Origin of the sequence: Nostoc sp. (assembly GCF_036917235.1) — a bacterium.
Classification (GTDB): domain Bacteria; phylum Cyanobacteriota; class Cyanobacteriia; order Cyanobacteriales; family Nostocaceae; genus Nostoc.
In genome coordinates this window covers 1-16544 of the sequence record NZ_JBALDU010000032.1, presented here as the reverse complement: position 1 = coordinate 16544, position 16544 = coordinate 1, and the positions used below count along the sequence as shown (strand labels likewise).

The following is a 16544-nucleotide window of genomic DNA, read 5'->3' as shown; positions in this document are numbered from 1 at the left end:
CAAAAAAGTAGGAAATTTTCACCTTGGAGAATTGTTATCAAAACAGAACTCAGGAGTCAGGAGTCAGAATTCAGAATGAATTAATTATGTACGACTGGTAGACTTCGGCGTGAGCGCTCAGTCGAACGCTGAATAACCGAGTTCAAAACCCCCACCATATCTATAATTTAGTGCAAAACAATTAATGTCGGGTTTAAATCCCGCACTCCTGAATTCTGACTCCTGAATTCTGGCTTCTGAATTCTTCTTCTCTTGAAATTATTTTTTTAGCTTTTAATTTAATGAATCCATGCCATCCCTGAATTTGGCGATCGCCCGTCTCTTAAACACTGGCACTGACAACTTCGCCATCTGGGTGGTCAAGGCTCCGTATCCCAGTGGCTACGTTTTACGTGACTGTGTATGGCCTGTTGAACTTACCCAAGTGTGGCACGAATGGCAGCAGATGTTTGCTGGTCATGGTCGCCTAGATATTTCCCCCAACTCAACATTTCAAAAGGCCAACCCATTCCCCATAGATTGGATTTCATCCCCTTCAGGTCAAGCTACTGGCCCCTACAGCAGTCGTCTGATGCAATACTTGGGAATGAATTTATGGCGCTGGGTATTCGACGGGCAAATTCTTGGTAGTCTAGAACGCAGTCGCGGTATTGCTATGGGTCAGCATACACGTTTGCGCTTTCGACTAGAAATTCGCGACCCGGATCTGATCGCTTTCCCTTGGGAAATTATGCAGCGTGAGCCTGGCCAATCGGCGATGTCTCTCTCGCAAGATTTGTTATTTAGTCGCACCAGCACTGAAGTTGAGCCTTTACCGCATTTGCGAACTGACCAAGCTTTAAGTATCTTGCTGGTTTTAGGTCATAATGACAAACTGCAACTAGAACAAGAAGCCGCTATCTTACAGCAAGCTCTTGCAGATACGCCTAATAATTCCCAAAGATATGCACCTTGTGTAGTGAATCAACTCATTCAACCAACTCCACAACAGTTAATTGATGAATTAGAAACCAAAGAATACAACGTTTTCTTTTACGCTGGACATGGTTTGCCAGACCCAGACGGAGGGTTACTGTTTTTGCGAGCAGATATGCCCCTCAATGGGATAGAATTGGCGCAAGTATTGACCCGTACAGGTGTGAAATTAGCGGTTCTCAACGCCTGTTGGGGCGCACAACCAGCTGCCGTCAATCATCAAGCTATCCCTGCCAGTAGTTTAGCAGAAGTATTGATTCGTCATGGTGTGCCTGGGGTTTTGGGGATGCGCGATGAAATAGCTGACCATGAAAGCCACAGTTTTATTCAAGCCTTTACCGAAGCTTTGCGATCGCACAAGCCAATTGATGAAGCCGTAGCACAGGCTAGGCAAGAGTTGTTAACACTGTATAAATTTAATCAACCTGCTTGGACTTTGCCTGTTCTCTACCTGCATCCAGATTTTAATGGCGAACTGATTAAAAATCTGGATGAAGGTATTACCGAACTACCAGATACAGCCATTCCTGAGGTCGGTTCCTCGCTTCCGACTGCAAGTTTGCGATCGCTCACTCCAAAAGGTAAAACCTGGTTACTGCGTTATGGAGTTACCCGCATCGGCCGCACGAAAGATAATGATATTGTCATCCCCGAACCATCTGTATCCAAACGCCACGCCGAAATCTTCTGCCGCAACACTCTTACAGATGCTACACTAATGCGAACTTATTACTTGCAAGATTTTTCCACCTACGGGACAACCTGGTTTTTAGGCCCTAATGGCTGGCAACAAATCCTCCGGGAGGAAGTCCCTTTGAAATCGGGAATGCAGTTAAAGTTTGGAAGTGCTAGAGGTGAAACCTGGGAGTTTGTGATTGAAGACTCCTAGCGGAGCTATTGCATAAATGAATTTAAGTCTTTAGCATTAGCTTTTAAAATCTGTTTTTTTTAGAGAAAAAATCAACAGTTTTTGCGGAAATCTCCTCTTAGAACTTGTAGCTGTCAATACCACCAAATAATCATGAGGGAAGAAAATATGGCTCACAAAATTAACGGCTCAGACACTTTCCCATCTTTGCCATCTCAAGTAGATTTAGAGTTATTAGAAGCGTTACTAGAACCAGAGGATGCTAACTATCCCTGGAATCCAGGTGATGAGGAATCAGAAGCTTATTTTCAAGAACTAGAACAACAGTTCGGAATGGAAGATTTGGAGGGCGTTGAAATAATGAGGCGATCGCAAGATTTTTACGGGCATCTAGATACACTTTGGTCTAGTATTACTCCTACATCCGAGCACAATCATAACCTACAACAGGCAGTAGTGCTTAACCTTCAAGAAGCATTACGTACAAATTTTTCTGCCTGTGTCCCCCAAATATTGCTCAACACCATCGCCACCAAAGCTGCCGAGATATTTGCGGCTCGCCAATTAATCAGCGAGCAACTGGTTGAGTGCGTTCAGACTGTACTACCAACTTGGGGAACTGAGGATCTGATCGTTTTGGCTCGTCCTTTTGCTTACGCTATGCGAAGTAGCGAATCGCAAAATGCGGCATCTGCACTCAGTAATCTTCAAAATAGCGAGTGGACAGCTTTATCAGAAGTAGATAAAGCAAAGGTTAGTTTAGCGATCGCTTCTTATGCTTTTACTGAACTTAACAAGTCTCAGCCTGAAGTATGAATGGGGAGTAGGGAGTAGGGGATAGCAAAAGTTTTCATTAGTTTTCATTATGCATTGTGTTCGTGTAACCCGCGCTTTGCTGTTTACTCTATTTTGAAGTGTCTTTTGCAAAGATGTTGGTTTAACTTACGCAAAGGAAGAGTTGAAAATCAAGACTTTGTGCAAGAAGTTTAATGATTTTTATTTTTGTAAGTATATTTACTCCACAATAGGTTAATAATACGCTGATTTTAAAATTAGGCCATCTATCCCAAGAGGTAAATACTCAAGCAATTGGTCATTTGTCATTTGTCAAGAATTATTCTCCCCTGCTCCCCTATTTTGGGCCAAGAAATCGGGTAGCAAAATTTTGCGATCGCGTTGGTGATAGCGCCCGTGCCTTGAGAATTGCCGCCATCAGAAAGGCGTAAGATAACACTCCAACAACTACCAACAGCAAGGCATTGATCGACCCTGTAGCATTCCAGAGAGCGTGGAGCGCAGAGGCGCTCAGATAACCAATAGACAGAATTTGCCAACTTCTACTAGGTTTGAGGACAGCCAACCCAATAAAATAACCCAAGTAGCCACTATAAGCCATGTGTCCGGCTACAGAGCCTAAAATTCGCGGAATTAGCAGTTGTAAACCTGCCAGTTGACCAGCAGCCCCTATACCCACCTGTTGTGTGACATTTTGAGTGATATCAGGCACATACTGACCGAGGGTTTCCAAGAGAGTAAAACCAACGGCAGAAGCCGTTCCCAGGAGAATACCATCTAGAGGTTCCCAGATACCGATGCGTTCTCGCCAAGGTGAAGACAACATTCTACCGATGGCAAAAGCCCCTAATACAGGTAATGCCTTGAGTAATTCCTCCATCAACCCAGCGCCAAAAAACATCCGCACCAGTAACTCTGTGAAGGTGATAGATTCTTGGGGTGTGGGCAAGCTTCCAGGCAAGATGCCACGAAATACGAAAATAAATAGATCCAACAGCGGACTGAGCAAAATCAGGATTGTACCCAATGAGGTAGCCATTAGCACCCACCAAGGCTTCTGTTTCCCGCAAAGCTGGTAAACAAAATAGTAGGCTGCGAAGGCGATGTAACTTGCGACGATCACTTGATTAGCTTGGGGGCGACCGACTGTAGCGAACATCAGCACCACAAAAATTACGGTCAGTATTCCCGGTACGAGGTAAGCTTTAGTAGTTAAATCTTTACCAGTGGAAATAATTGGAAAAAGCTGAGTGAAGCTAACAGAATCTGGCTGCTTTAATTGCGTGTGGTTGTGGTAGTTAGTCGCCGAAGGGAGTGGTGTAATTTGGTTGAGTGTCGTCGCCGGGGTCAGTGAGGTATACTCGTATTCAAAAATGTATTGCGGCCCATCAGCACCTAGAGAAATGCGATCGCCTGGGTGCAATTCTTGACATTCATATAAGCGTTGTCCATTCAAATAGGTGCCATTAGCACTATTCAAGTCACAAAGCACCCAGCTAAATTTGCTATCTGGGGATGGAGAGAGGGGACGAACCACTGCATGACGACGAGATACCATTCGGTACATCATGGCATCCAAGACAACTTGGCAGCTGGGGTCGCGTCCAATTACCATCTCTTTACTGGGGGGCAGCGAGTAGCGAGATTCTGCTCCCAAAGCTGCCCCATTACCAGACACTAGCCGCAGAAATGCATTATGTCTTGCGTTTTTGCCTGTCATCGATAAGAAGTGCGTTTCTAAACTAATTCTTCACATAATTTGGCGGCAGGACTAACCTTAGCCACATTAGCAGCAGCATTGCTAAATCCACTATAGCTTCACTTACTGCTAAGAAATTTAAAATTATTGGTGCAAAATTTCAAATTGTTTCGCCTCATGTAAAGAAGTATTCCATCTGCTGAGAGTTTGCCCTAAAACTGACTTGTTAGGCGGATAAATCAGATTGTCTCGATGCTGTACTTTTGACATCGTAGCTGCAAATTAAACCCACTGCAATTTATTAAAAAATAGTATTTTTTACTGCATTTAGTTCCATTTCAAAAATATATAATTTTTAGTCGTCTGTTGTCAGTTGTTTTTGCCAAAGCTCTTTTGGAGTAGGGAGTAGGGGAAGAAACTGTTATGAAGTGAACTAAAATATTTCTGGTATCTTATCTCAAACAACTGTAGTCAATTCTGGGTGTTCAATCTTAGTTCCAAGTACTGTGAGGAATTCTGCTAGCCAATGTGGGTGAGCGGGCCAAGCTGGTGCTGTCACCAAGTTACCATCAACTATTGCCCGATCGACAGGGATATTAACATAGATTCCTCCAGCACTCTTGATATCTGGGCTACAAGCAGGGTAGCCAGTACATCTTTTGCCTTGCAGTACATCAGCAGCCGCTAATATCTGTAAGCCGTGACAGATGGCAGCAATCGGTTTATTCCCTTGGGCAAAGTGACGGGTGATTTCTAGTACCTGCTGATTGAGGCGGATATATTCTGGTGCCCTTCCTCCAGGAATGACTAAGGCATCGTAGGTTGTGGCTTCTACTTCTGCGAAGGTAGCATTTAAAGTAAAATTGTGTCCGGGTTTTTCGCTGTAAGTCTGGTCTCCTTCAAAGTCATGAATTGCTGTCCGCACCATATCGCCAGCTTTTTTGTCGGGGCAAACTGCGTGGACAGTGTGTCCCACCATTTGCAATGCCTGGAAAGGAACCATCACTTCATAGTCTTCTACATAGTCGCCAACAAGCATCAAAAGTTTCTTTGCAGCCATATATTTGTTACCCTCACCTATTAGTCATCAAATAGTTGTTTATAAAGTAAATATTAATTTAGAGTCAGCTTTTTTCTGCGTTAGTTTATATACGAGTTTTTGATACCTAACATCAATCACTGTGCTGTAATGTATCATTTCAGAGTGGCAATTTAACAAAAATTAATACAGTTTACAGGAACACGACCATAATTCAACGATTACGATCGAATGGTAAATTAAAGCAGATGAAATTCTGCGATCGCTCTCGGAAAATTTTTGTTTTCATGTCCTGGCTGGCTGAGTTTAATCAAGGCAAAACGCTGTAATGGCGTTAAAGCTACCCAATTTTGCTCTGTCAGGGTTATACCTATTTCTTGAGCTTTTTCCTGAATGTTGACTGGTACAATGGCAGAGTCTAGCCATGCCGGATGAGGCTCAATGGGCAATTTTTTAGCTGGTATACCATTACGTTGTATAATTAATTGCTCGATATGTTCGCGGTAAGACTGAATTTCCGTTTCTGTAGTGCAAGGTAATTCGACTAAAGCTTGACGCTCGGCTGTAGTCATTTGGTTCCAATCAGACAATTTTAGCTTGATGCCACAGGTATCTAATTTGTAACGTACCTGCATAGGGATGCAACGTAGGGAATCAACAAATTCTGCTTCAAATTGAAAGAAATTTGTCATTGCTCGAAAAACCCAAAGTTGATGAGAGTGGGGAATGGAAAAATATTTTTTTAATCCACAACAGTTTGTTGGGATTTTTATTTAACTTGCATCTTTTGAATTACTGAGACGAATTATCAAATAACTAATTGATAAAGCAAGAATAGCTATACCTAGACCAATTATATCAATACCCGCGACTTTTTCTAAGTCAAGAATAATAATTTTTCTAGCAACAGCAATTAAAGACGTGACAATAACTAATTCAACTTGAAAAACGTGTCTTCGTAGATATGCCGTAATATTTTCTAAAATTTCTAAAGCAATTAAAATATTTAAAAATAAACCGAAAATCTTATATAGTGTTGTGTTAGCCTCTCCATAAGGTATGGTAAATAACTCTTTAAAAATAAAGGTTCCTAAATCTGCGATCGCTACCAAAATTACAATTACCATAAAAATAGATAGAACTTTAGAAACCAGCACTTCTATGTTTTCAATGAAGTGCATAAAGTTCTTATCTGTGGTAGCTCCTAGAATTCGCCTCAATAGCTTTTTCATCTGCTGCACCTGATTCTAAAATAAAAGAAAATCCTATAGATAAATCTAAAGGATTGAAAAAAGTTTACTTGTTAATGGTTTGGAAGTTTTCTATCGTTTTTTGATTATTTATCCATAGCTAAAATTAACTCTAGTGAAACCTCTGTATTACTATAAATTTACCCTTTAGATATAGTAATTGGTAACAGTCAAAATTAGAAAGTCATAAAAAATGATAATAACTATTGACTATTGATTATTGACTAAATTACCTATTGCTGATTATAAATTACCACTGTCGAGCTACACTTTGCAGCTTACCATTGTGAAGACTGGAGTTGATGGTTTTTGATTGGAACTTCCACGGAAATTGGTATCAACTGTACTGCACAGGCTTTTAATTCTGGTTGCAATGAATCGGGGCACGCTTCTGGATGGGTGAGGGCGTTAGCTTCGGCATTGTCTGCCCATAGCGAACCCCAGTGCATGGGGACAAAAACTGTACCAGGCGCGATCGCTTTTGTCACTTTAGCAGGAAACTTCGCTTTACCTCGACGCGATCGCACTTCTATATACATACTATCGACAATACCTAGCCGAGCAGCATCACGGGGATGAATTTCGATAAACGGTTCGGGATGCATTTTGCAAATTTTTTCAATTCGACCGGTGCGTGTCTGCGTATGCCAGTGTCCGTAAAGTCGTCCATTAGTTAACACAAAGGGATAATCTGGGTCTGGTGGTTCTGCCAATCCTTTGGAGTAATATGCCCCAAATCGAGCGCGTCCGTCAGGGGTGTGAAAGCGCAAATCGGTATATAATCGCTTTCGAGAGATTTCTCCTCCCCTGCTCCCCCTGCTCTCTTCAGGATGAGGCCATTGAGTCGGGCCTTCTGCTTGTAATTGCGCGTGACTGATACCTGTCATATCGCAGGGGCGATTTTTAGTTAGTTGGACAAACTCAGCATAAACTTCAGCAGAGTTTGCAAAGGCAAATTCTTTCTCAAAACCTAATCTCCGTCCAACTTCGGCGAAAATTTCCCAATCGGCTTTAGCTTCTCTTGGCGGTTGGCGAAATGCTTGACACAGAGTTACTACTCGTTCAGAATTTGTCATCACACCAGTTTTTTCACCCCACTGGGCTGCTGGTAGCAAAACGTGAGCGTAAGCAGAAGTTTCTGTGGGATAATATGCGTCTTGGTAAATGGTAAAAGGCGATCGCAACAACGCCTTTTTAGTCCGCTCTAAATCTGGCATACTCACAGCTGGGTTGGTAGCTGCAATCCACAGTAACTCTACAGCATCATTTTCCAACCCAGTAATCATATCCCAAGCAGTCAAGCCGGGATTAGGCGAAATCTGTCCCGACTCAAATCCCCAAAACTCCTCAACTTCGGCACGGTGCTGCGGATTTTTCACCGCCCGATAACCCGGTAATAAATGCGCTAAACCTCCGGCTTCCCGTCCTCCCATTGCGTTCGGCTGACCAGTGAGGGAAAAAGGGCCAGCCCCAGGTTTGCCAATCTGTCCAGTCATCAGGTGCAGGTTAATAATCGTTCTTACCTTAGCCGTCCCTTCTGAGGATTGATTTACACCCATTGACCACAAAGACAATACCCGCTCAGATTGACCCCAGTAGCGAGCTGCTGTTTCTAAATCTTCAATGCTGATTCCACATTGACGAGCCACCACTTCTGGCGAATAGTGGCGAATGACTTCAGCATAAGCGGGAAAGTTGCTGGTGCAGTCGTCCATGAACATGGTGTCAATGTAGTTCCAGCGCATCAACAAGTGAGCGATGCCGTTTAACAAGTCGATATCTGTACCGGGACGAATGGCTAAATGTAAGTCGGCGGCTTCTGCGGTTGGTGTGCGACGGGGATCAACCACAATCATTTTGACTTTGCGGTTCTTTTTGTGATATTTTTCTAGACGGTTGAAAACGATGGGATGACATTCGGCTGTATTAGTGCCAATTAAAAATGCACAGTCGGTTAACTCCAAGTCTTCGTAACAACATGGGGGGCCATCTGCGCCAAAGCTTTGAATGTACCCAGCCACAGCACTAGACATACATAAACGGGAGTTGGCATCAAAATTATTCGTACCAAGGCAGCCTTTCATCAGTTTCTGGGCGATGTAATAATCCTCAGTTTGAAACTGACCGGAACCATACATACATAAGGCTTCTGACCCTTGGGTGAAGCGGACTGTTTGAATGCGTTGCGTAATAAGATTAAAAGCTTCATCCCAACTAACGCGCCGAAACTCTCGATCTAAAGAGTCTCGCACCATTGGGTAATGTAATCTATTTTTATCTAAAGATTCTGCGATCGTTGCACCTTTGACGCAAACCATTCCCTGACTGGATGGATGGGTTTTATCGCCGCGCACCCGCCAAGTTGGATTTCCTTGGCTATCTCGATTAGTTGCTTTGCCAAGTTGGGCTGGGGGTGAAACTTCTAGTCCACAGCCAACACCACAGTAGGGACAGAGAGTTTTGGTAAATTCACTCATGGCAGTTGTACATTTTGTTATTTTGATTGTGCAACCTCAGATGTAGCGCCAGGTTGAGAAATTTGTGTGTTATACAAAAACTCTTTGAAACGAATGGCACTAAGAAAAGCCCAAAGGTTTTGTCGTCTTGTTCCCAGCCTCCAGGCTGGGAATATATTTAAAGTGGGCTTCTGCCTCTTATCAAGCTACTGGAGGCGGAGCCTCCCAGAATGGGTTTCCAGCCTCTAGGCTGGGAACCAGTCATGTATCTTTTCTTAGTGCCATTCGACTAAAGTCCTTACTACTAACTATGAGAATTTATTTGTCTTACTGCCTACTCTCTATTTTCAAGACAGGTCTATTCTTCAGTTAAGAAGATAGGGTTTTTCGTTGCGGTTTCTGGTAATTCACCCTCAAATGTAGCGGCAAAAGAACCTTTTGGTTCTTTGAGGAAGAAGGCGCACATGAAAGCACAGACTAGTGCAGCTAAACCCATTGTGGAAAATAGTGTGGGAGCGTCGGTTAAGCTAAAAATTGTCAGGTAAACTACGCCGCCAAAATTACCGTAAGCTCCGACATTACCAGCAATTTGTCCAGTGGCTTCTTTTTTAATTAGGGGAACAATGCTGTAGGTTGCACCGCAGCCAGCTTGGGCAAAGTAGGCGGCAAACATTGTGACTGCGATCGCGACTGGAATCGGCCAGCTACTATTAATAAAATGTGCCATCAAATAACTAACACCAATGCCAGCACTGATAATTGTCATTGTCCACTTCCGGGAGTTAAACTTATCAGAAATTAAGCCACCACTAGGACGAGAAATCAAATTTAAGAACGGATAGGTAGCGGCAATCATCCCAGCGACAACGTGTTCTAAAGCAAAGGTTTTTTCAAAAAACGCTGGGAGCATGGAAACGACTGCTAGTTCGCTACCAAAACTTGTTATATAAGTGAATTCAAGTAAGGCTACTTGACCAAATTGGAAACGTTCAGATGGAGCGTAAGTTTTCTTGCCAATTAGTAGTTCTCGGTTGACTTCCCAACCTTTGTAACTTTGGTAAGCAAATAATCCTGCTAATAGTAACCAAGTCAGATACATTTGGCTCACAGTTAGGAAGTGAATATTCTTTTGTTCTAAACGCCAAGCCAATAAACCCAAGGCGAAAATCAAACCAAAGTTCGAGAGAATCATCGCCCAAAAGCTTTTAACACTGGTTACTTCTAGAGAACCATTTTTCTTGGGTTTTTTGTAGACTTTACCTGTGGGTGTATCTTGGACGTTGTTGTAATAAATTACCCCGTAGATAGCTGCAATAATTCCTGTAAATGCGATCGCAAATCGCCAGTTAGAAGCACCACCAGCGAAAAAGCTCGTAGAAACTGCAAGTATCGGCAAAACAAATTCTGCGCCAAAAGCCCCAAAGTTGCCCCAACCTCCATAAATACCTTGAGCAATTCCCATCTCCTTCGGCTGGAACCATTCGGACACCATGCGGATACCCACAACAAACCCAGATCCGACAATCCCCATCAGCAAACGACTGATGACTAGTTGATTAAAATCTTGCGCTAGCGCCGTCGCCAAACAAGGAACTACCGCAAATATCAGCAGCATTGAGTAGGTGATTCTGGGGCCAAAACGATCCAAAAGCATCCCAATAATTAGCCGTGCGGGAATTGTAAGGGCGAGGTTACAGATGCCTAAAGTTTTGATTTGTTCTGGTGCTAAATCTAGTTCTCTACCAATGGTTGTAGCGAAGGGAGCAAAGTTAAACCAACAAACAAAGGTGAGAAAGAAAGCAAACCAAGTCTGATGTAAAATGCGGTAGCGATCGCTAAATGAAAATAATTGTTTAAGCATTCCAATCTTTCTAATTAAATAAAATACGGAGAGGAGGTAGAAGAAAATGAGCCTTTAAGGTCGAGGGTTAAGCCTTTAAGGTTGAGGGTTAAGTCTTTAAGGTCGAGGGTTAAGTCTTTAAGGTCGAGGGTTAAGTCTTTAAGGTCGAGGGTTAAGTCTTTAAGGTCGAAGATTAAGTCTTTAAGGTCGAAGGTTGAGCCTTTAAGGTCGAAGGTTGAGCCTTTAAGGTTGAAGGTTAAGCCTTTAAGGTCGAAGTATGAGTTTTACCCAATGCCGAATACCCCTAATAAGTACTAGCAGTTACCAACTAGTAAGGCTTCTTGCTTGAGTTTCGCCCCAAACTTTTGGATGAGTAAATCTTGCAATATTGGCTGCAAGTCTTCGCATGGTATGCCTTTGATGATGCAAGTTCCCAAATGGGCATCTTTGCCAACTTTGCCGCCCATATAGATGTCAACACCTTCCAAGGTTTTGCCATTTTTACGAGTTTTAGTTCCCATCAAGCCAATGTCTGCAACTTGGGGCTGTCCGCAGGAGTTGGGGCAACCTGTCCAGTGAATTCGCACTGGGTTAGTGAAGGTTAACTCTTCTTCTAAGACTTTAATCATTGCCAGGGCGCGATTTTTGGTTTCGATGAGGGCAAAGTTGCAGAATTGTGCGCCTGTGCAAGATACTAGCGATCGCGCCAGTAAACCAGGATTAACTGAAAATCTTTCTAGCAACGTTTCTGTTAAAAATGTTGCTAAACGCGACTCAGCAATATTGGGGATAACAATGTTTTGCTCAACTGTAAAACGGATTTCGCCAGTGCCGTAAACTTCTGCTATACGAGCAATTTCAAACATATCTTCGGCATACAACCGACCGACAGGAATGTGCAACCCTGCGTAATTTAATCCGGCTTGCTTTTGTTTATATACCCCAATATGGTCGCGTTTTTCCCAGTCGATTTCGTCTTTTGCGGCTGCGGGTAATAATGATTTACCCAAACGGCTTTCTACTTCTGCTCGAAACTTATCTAAACCCCATTCATCAATTAGCCACATCAAGCGTGATTTTTGCCGATTAGCACGTGGCCCACAATCGCGAAATACTTCCAAAACCGCTCTACATACAGTTACCACATCTTCTGGAGCCACCCAAGCATTCAGAGGAATCGCTGCCTCACAACGTTTAGCTGAGAAAAATCCACCGACTAAAACGTTAAACCCAAAAATTTTGTGCTGAGAATCAGCAGAGGGGAAATTTTGCTCCCCTGCTCCCCTGCTCCCCTGCTCCCCTGCTTCTTGAAATGCTGGCACAAAAGCTAAATCGTTAATTTCAGCATGAACCGAATTGTCTCGTCCACCTGCGATCGCAATATTAAATTTCCGTGGTAAGTTGCTAAATTCTGGGTTTCCTTCCCCTTTGTTGGTGAGCATATCTTGAATTTGCTGTACCAACTCTCGCGTGTCGTACAACTCATCTGCATCTAACCCCGCCACAGGATCGCCTGTAATATTGCGGACGTTATCCATTCCTGACTGCACAGTGGTTAAACCAACTGCGTGAAATCTATTAAAGATATCTGGTAAATCTTCAATCCTAATCCCCCGTAATTGAATATTCTGTCTGGTAGTAATATCAGCGCAACCATCATCACCGTAACGCTGCACTACTTGGGCCAAAACACGCATCTGGTTGCTGGTAAGAATACCGTTAGGCATCCGCAACCGCATCATAAACTTGCCTGGAGTAACTGGGCGAAAAAACACGCCTACCCATTTGAGCCGATGATCGCGATCTGTTTCGTTCATCGCCTCCCAACCCAGGGCGGCAAATTTCTCTATCTCACTCTTGATTGCGAGTCCATCTTTTTCTGCTTTTAATTTCTCGAACTTATTAAGGCTAGTGGTAGTTGCTGTGTCTGTCATGAGGCTGAATCTCGTTGCAAATTACTGATACGATCGGGAACTGTGGTCGTAATTTCCCAATACCAATCAATCCGTAGTTACATCAGGTGCTGTATCTACGAGGGTTAGGGAATAAAAACTCAATCAATATTTAATTACGGGTGATTATTTTTACTCGAAAGCATTCCAACGCGAAACTTAAAATCCGTGGTTAGTTAAGGAGAATTTGTCACCATTTACATCTTCGGAATTTGTCAAGCAGGTTTAGATAATGTTCATGTAACAATTTCGATACTCATAACTTAAGGCGAGATTTTTGTTAGAATCGTATAAATTGTTACGTTTTTTGGGAAACTTTCCCAAGAACGCATGAATATTATGTATTTTTTACATTAAAGTCATCAATGAACGATGTAGAACGCTTAATCAACGGTATTTGAGATGACTAAAGCAATTTTGGATCGCCATAGATTAATCCCAAATCTAAAATCCACAATTGAGTGGCAGATGTTAGCTAAAACTTAGATATTATTTCAACAGCTATGAAACGTCGTGATTTTATTAATTGGGTAGGTTTGGGTTTGATTGCGAGTTCTCTACCTGTAGCGATAGCAGCTTGTTCTTCTCAAACAACTCCAGTATCTAAAGATTGGCAAACAGTAGGTACATCGGCAGAATTAGATAAAACAGGTCAATTGCTGGCGAAAGACTCACCTGCTGGGCCTGTGCTGGTAGTGGGCACATCTAAAGCCGGAACTCTAACTGCTGTTAACCCTACTTGTACTCACGCAGGTTGCACCGTAGCATGGAAAGCTGATGCCAAAAAATTCACTTGTCCCTGTCATGGTTCGGAATATGGAGCCGATGGTAAAGTACAAAAAGGCCCAGCGACAGAAGCGCTCAAAACTTATGCCGCTAAGATTGAGGGTAATTCTGTTGTAGTTAAGCCAACTTAGAGGATGTTTTAAAAGTGGTCAGATGTAATTTTAGGTACTTCTAGATCCCCCTTAACCCCCCTTAAAAAGGGGGGAACCGGAATCAAAGTCCCCCTTTTTAAGGGGAGCCACTGCGGTCTTCTCCCTTGGCGCTAGCCTCTCCCTTTGGGAGAAGGGGAGACGCCAAGGGCGATAGCGCAGCGTTAGCGAGTCTGCGTTCGCTTTTAGCGTCTCGTAGAGAGCGTCTGGGGTCTCCCCAAGTGAAGCAAGTGGCGTGGATTTAGGGGGATCTAAAACGTTTTATTACCGACCAAAGAACTTTTAAAACATCCTCTTAGTGGAGACAGGGGTGCAAGGGGCAGAAGATGATAATTAAAGCAAGATATTGTGAGTAACATCAAACAGCTTTTGGTACAAGCCGAGGCAGCACATAATGCGGCTGATTGGTCATCACTAATTCAATATTTGCAACAGTTAATTTTAGGCGCAGACTCGGAACATCCAGAGATAGTTAAAAATCGAGAATATCTCCTGAAATTAACACTTTCCATCTTAGAAATGGGGGATTTTCAACAACGCTGGGAAATCACCAAAGTATTGACTAACTTAGGAAATATTGCCATCCCACCTCTGGTTGAAATATTAGAAGATGAAGACGCAGAAGAAGAGTTGCGCTGGTATGCAGCCAGGACTTTGGGCGAATTTAAACACCCAGAAGTCATCGCGTCAATAGTTGAATTGTTGAAAAATGATGAGGATGAAGAACTCAAAGCGATCGCAGCTACAGCACTGGGACAAATGGGTACTGTTGCCATTGCTTCACTAACTGAACTTCTATTAGACGAAAATACACGATTGTTAGCAGTGCGATCGCTTTGTTGTATTCGGCAACCAGAAACCATCACGCCGCTGTTAAGTGTAGTGCAAGATCCACAAGCAGCAATCCGCGCCGCCGCAATTGAAGCCCTCAGCAGTTTTCATGACGAACGCGTACCGCCAGTATTATTAAAAGCTTTGGATGATACAGCCGCTACAGTCAGGCGTGCAGCAGTGGTTGGTTTAGGTTTTCGCCCCGACTTACACCAAGCATTAGATTTAATAACGAGACTGCAACCCAAACTTTACGACTTTAACCTTGATGTTTGTTGTGCAGGCGCAGTTACCCTTTCTCGCATAGGTAGTGATGACGCTGCCAAACACTTATTTGATTTGCTGATTTCACCCCAGACACCGATAACGCTGCAATTAGAAACTATCCGCGCTTTAAGTTGGGTGGGGACGTTATCCAGTTTGGAATATTTGCAAACAGCACTGAATCAAAGTACATCAGAAACAGTATGGCAAGAAATTGTCACAGTTTTGGGACGAGTCCAAAAACCGCAGTTAACTACACCATCTGCTGAAATCCTACTGCAAATACTGCAATCGCCACATCCAGCCACAGAGATTGCCAGTGTCAAAAGTGCGATCGCCTTGTCTTTAGGACAGTTAGGCGAAATGCAAGCAATTGAACCATTGATTTCGCTGCTAGGAGATTCTAATGCATCGGTGAGACTACACGCGATCGCCGCCCTGAAAAATCTGGATGGAGAAGCTACATATCAACAATTGCAGCAGTTAGCAAAAAATGACGCAATCACACCAGATTTAAAACAGGGGATCGCGATCGCTTTAGCCGAATGGTAAATTTCGGTGTCAACTTTTAATCGCGTAGCGTCTCGTTAGCGCAGCCTTTCGTAGAGAAGAGAGGACTAAAATCCTTGCTACAAACCTTTAATTATTTACGTCGGCCTACTTAACTGACAATAAAAGTATTCCTTAAGTCTAAAGCAAGACACATCTGGAGTATGAAGTTATAAGTTCTCAGGTGAAATAATATTGTGAAGTATTCTTAATAGAATCTCAACTGCTAGCAGCATCTGGCTGTATAAAGTTTTTAGTTAAGTATAAGTCCGGCAAAAAACTAACACTCATGCTATCTAACAGGAACAAAATAATTCACAATAAGTAATTAAATCAATAAAATAAATGGAATGGATAGAAGTAAATACAATATTTAGTTTCTATTTTTCAGAACAAGCGAATTTGTCCGTAGGTTCTTAATCCTGAAATAGTAATTACTGATTATGAGTTATTTTGCTTAATGTGACGAATAGTAAGTTGTTATGGTATTTTCAAATTCTTTCGACTTTTCCAGAAGAAGCTAAGTAAAACACTCCTTCAATCTATCTTGTCAGAATTTACCTAATTTAGCAGTGGATTGAAGAGACAATATTGCTTTTGTAAATCAATTAACCACACAAATCTAGAACATAAAAGGAACCATAAGCATGAAGCCTTTCGATTTATCTAAAGCTGTTTTAGCTACTGTCTTTGCCATCAGTTTCGCTTCTGTATCCTTACCTCCTTCAGTTTCTGCCCAAAGTGGAGGTTCTGGTAGTGGAGGCTCCGGTAGCGGAAGCTCCGGTAGTGGAGGCTCCGGTAGCGGAAGCTCCAGTGGTAGCACTGGCTCAGGCACTGGAACAACAGGTACTGGCTCAGGCACTGGAACAACAGGCACTGGCTCAAGCACTGGAACAACAGGCACTGGCTCAAGCACTGGAACAACAGGTACTGGCTCTGGCTCAAGCACTGGAACAACAGGTACTGGCTCTGGCTCAAGCACTGGAACAACAGGTACTGGCTCAAGCACTGGAACAACAGGTACTGGCTCAAGCACTGGAACAACAGGTACTGGCTCAAGCACTGGAACAACAGGTACTGGCTCAAGCACT

General features: G+C 43.0%; 13 protein-coding genes. 5 read left to right on the top strand and 8 right to left on the bottom strand.

What is annotated here, in order from left to right; translation table 11 throughout:
- Nucleotides 1-289 precede the first annotated feature (289 nt).
- Together V7K44_RS10035 and V7K44_RS10030 are read left to right on the top strand one after the other, a co-directional pair.
- Nucleotides 290-1864 (top strand): CHAT domain-containing protein, encoded by a 1575-nt coding sequence (locus V7K44_RS10035; protein WP_334931045.1) that lies wholly within the window; start codon nt 290-292, stop codon nt 1862-1864.
- Nucleotides 1865-2011: 147 nt separating this feature from the next.
- On the top strand, nt 2012-2659 hold the full coding sequence (locus V7K44_RS10030; protein ID WP_334931043.1) for a hypothetical protein: 648 nt from the start codon (nt 2012-2014) through the stop codon (nt 2657-2659).
- Nucleotides 2660-2975: 316 nt separating this feature from the next.
- On the opposite strand, the gene V7K44_RS10025 is transcribed toward V7K44_RS10030, so the two are convergent.
- From V7K44_RS10025 to V7K44_RS09990, 8 genes are all read right to left on the bottom strand, one after another.
- A complete protein-coding gene (locus V7K44_RS10025) occupies nt 2976-4358 on the bottom strand; it encodes a PrsW family glutamic-type intramembrane protease (RefSeq protein ID WP_334931041.1) in 1383 nt (460 codons plus the stop codon).
- Between the two features lie 123 nt (nt 4359-4481).
- Nucleotides 4482-4607: a hypothetical protein gene (locus V7K44_RS10020; protein WP_334931039.1), complete on the bottom strand. Its 126-nt coding sequence runs from the start codon at nt 4605-4607 to the stop codon at nt 4482-4484.
- A 187-nt stretch (nt 4608-4794) separates the two neighbouring features.
- Nucleotides 4795-5397: a DJ-1/PfpI family protein gene (locus V7K44_RS10015; RefSeq protein WP_334931037.1), complete on the bottom strand. Its 603-nt coding sequence runs from the start codon at nt 5395-5397 to the stop codon at nt 4795-4797.
- Nucleotides 5398-5615: 218 nt separating this feature from the next.
- Entirely contained in the window at nt 5616-6068 is a 453-nt protein-coding gene (locus V7K44_RS10010) for a nitrate reductase associated protein (RefSeq protein WP_334931035.1), read from the bottom strand.
- A gap of 81 nt (nt 6069-6149) precedes the next feature.
- The gene (locus V7K44_RS10005; protein ID WP_334931033.1) at nt 6150-6608 is read right to left on the bottom strand and encodes a phosphate-starvation-inducible PsiE family protein; all 459 of its coding nucleotides are present in this window, start codon (nt 6606-6608) and stop codon (nt 6150-6152) included.
- A gap of 296 nt (nt 6609-6904) precedes the next feature.
- Nucleotides 6905-9103, bottom strand: coding sequence for a molybdopterin oxidoreductase family protein (locus tag V7K44_RS10000; RefSeq protein ID WP_334931031.1), 2199 nt, complete (start codon nt 9101-9103; stop codon nt 6905-6907).
- A gap of 337 nt (nt 9104-9440) precedes the next feature.
- Nucleotides 9441-10943 carry a NarK family nitrate/nitrite MFS transporter gene (locus tag V7K44_RS09995; protein ID WP_334931029.1) on the bottom strand — a complete coding sequence of 501 codons (1503 nt, stop codon included), beginning with the start codon at nt 10941-10943 and terminating at the stop codon, nt 9441-9443.
- Between the two features lie 293 nt (nt 10944-11236).
- Nucleotides 11237-12856 carry a ferredoxin--nitrite reductase gene (locus V7K44_RS09990; protein WP_334931027.1) on the bottom strand — a complete coding sequence of 540 codons (1620 nt, stop codon included), beginning with the start codon at nt 12854-12856 and terminating at the stop codon, nt 11237-11239.
- Nucleotides 12857-13377: 521 nt separating this feature from the next.
- Here V7K44_RS09990 and V7K44_RS09985 point away from each other — a divergent pair.
- From V7K44_RS09985 to V7K44_RS09975, 3 genes are all read left to right on the top strand, one after another.
- Entirely contained in the window at nt 13378-13791 is a 414-nt protein-coding gene (locus tag V7K44_RS09985; protein WP_334931025.1) for a QcrA and Rieske domain-containing protein, read from the top strand.
- 363 nt (nt 13792-14154) lie between these two features.
- A complete protein-coding gene (locus V7K44_RS09980; protein WP_334931107.1) occupies nt 14155-15456 on the top strand; it encodes a HEAT repeat domain-containing protein in 1302 nt (433 codons plus the stop codon).
- A 753-nt stretch (nt 15457-16209) separates the two neighbouring features.
- Nucleotides 16210-16544 (top strand): hypothetical protein (locus V7K44_RS09975; protein WP_334931024.1); only part of this gene is annotated, 335 nt, incomplete at its 3' end.

Bases quoted from the DNA above. Each gene is read 5' to 3' on its own strand.
- V7K44_RS10035 (WP_334931045.1), top strand. From the start codon at position 290: ATGCCATCCCTGAATTTGGCGATCGCCCGTCTCTTAAACACTGGCACT.
- V7K44_RS10030 (WP_334931043.1), top strand. From the start codon at position 2,012: ATGGCTCACAAAATTAACGGCTCAGACACTTTCCCATCTTTGCCATCT.
- V7K44_RS10025 (WP_334931041.1), bottom strand. From the start codon at position 4,358: ATGACAGGCAAAAACGCAAGACATAATGCATTTCTGCGGCTAGTGTCT.
- V7K44_RS10020 (WP_334931039.1), bottom strand. From the start codon at position 4,607: ATGTCAAAAGTACAGCATCGAGACAATCTGATTTATCCGCCTAACAAG.
- V7K44_RS10015 (WP_334931037.1), bottom strand. From the start codon at position 5,397: ATGGCTGCAAAGAAACTTTTGATGCTTGTTGGCGACTATGTAGAAGAC.
- V7K44_RS10010 (WP_334931035.1), bottom strand. From the start codon at position 6,068: ATGACAAATTTCTTTCAATTTGAAGCAGAATTTGTTGATTCCCTACGT.
- V7K44_RS10005 (WP_334931033.1), bottom strand. From the start codon at position 6,608: ATGAAAAAGCTATTGAGGCGAATTCTAGGAGCTACCACAGATAAGAAC.
- V7K44_RS10000 (WP_334931031.1), bottom strand. From the start codon at position 9,103: ATGAGTGAATTTACCAAAACTCTCTGTCCCTACTGTGGTGTTGGCTGT.
- V7K44_RS09995 (WP_334931029.1), bottom strand. From the start codon at position 10,943: ATGCTTAAACAATTATTTTCATTTAGCGATCGCTACCGCATTTTACAT.
- V7K44_RS09990 (WP_334931027.1), bottom strand. From the start codon at position 12,856: ATGACAGACACAGCAACTACCACTAGCCTTAATAAGTTCGAGAAATTA.
- V7K44_RS09985 (WP_334931025.1), top strand. From the start codon at position 13,378: ATGAAACGTCGTGATTTTATTAATTGGGTAGGTTTGGGTTTGATTGCG.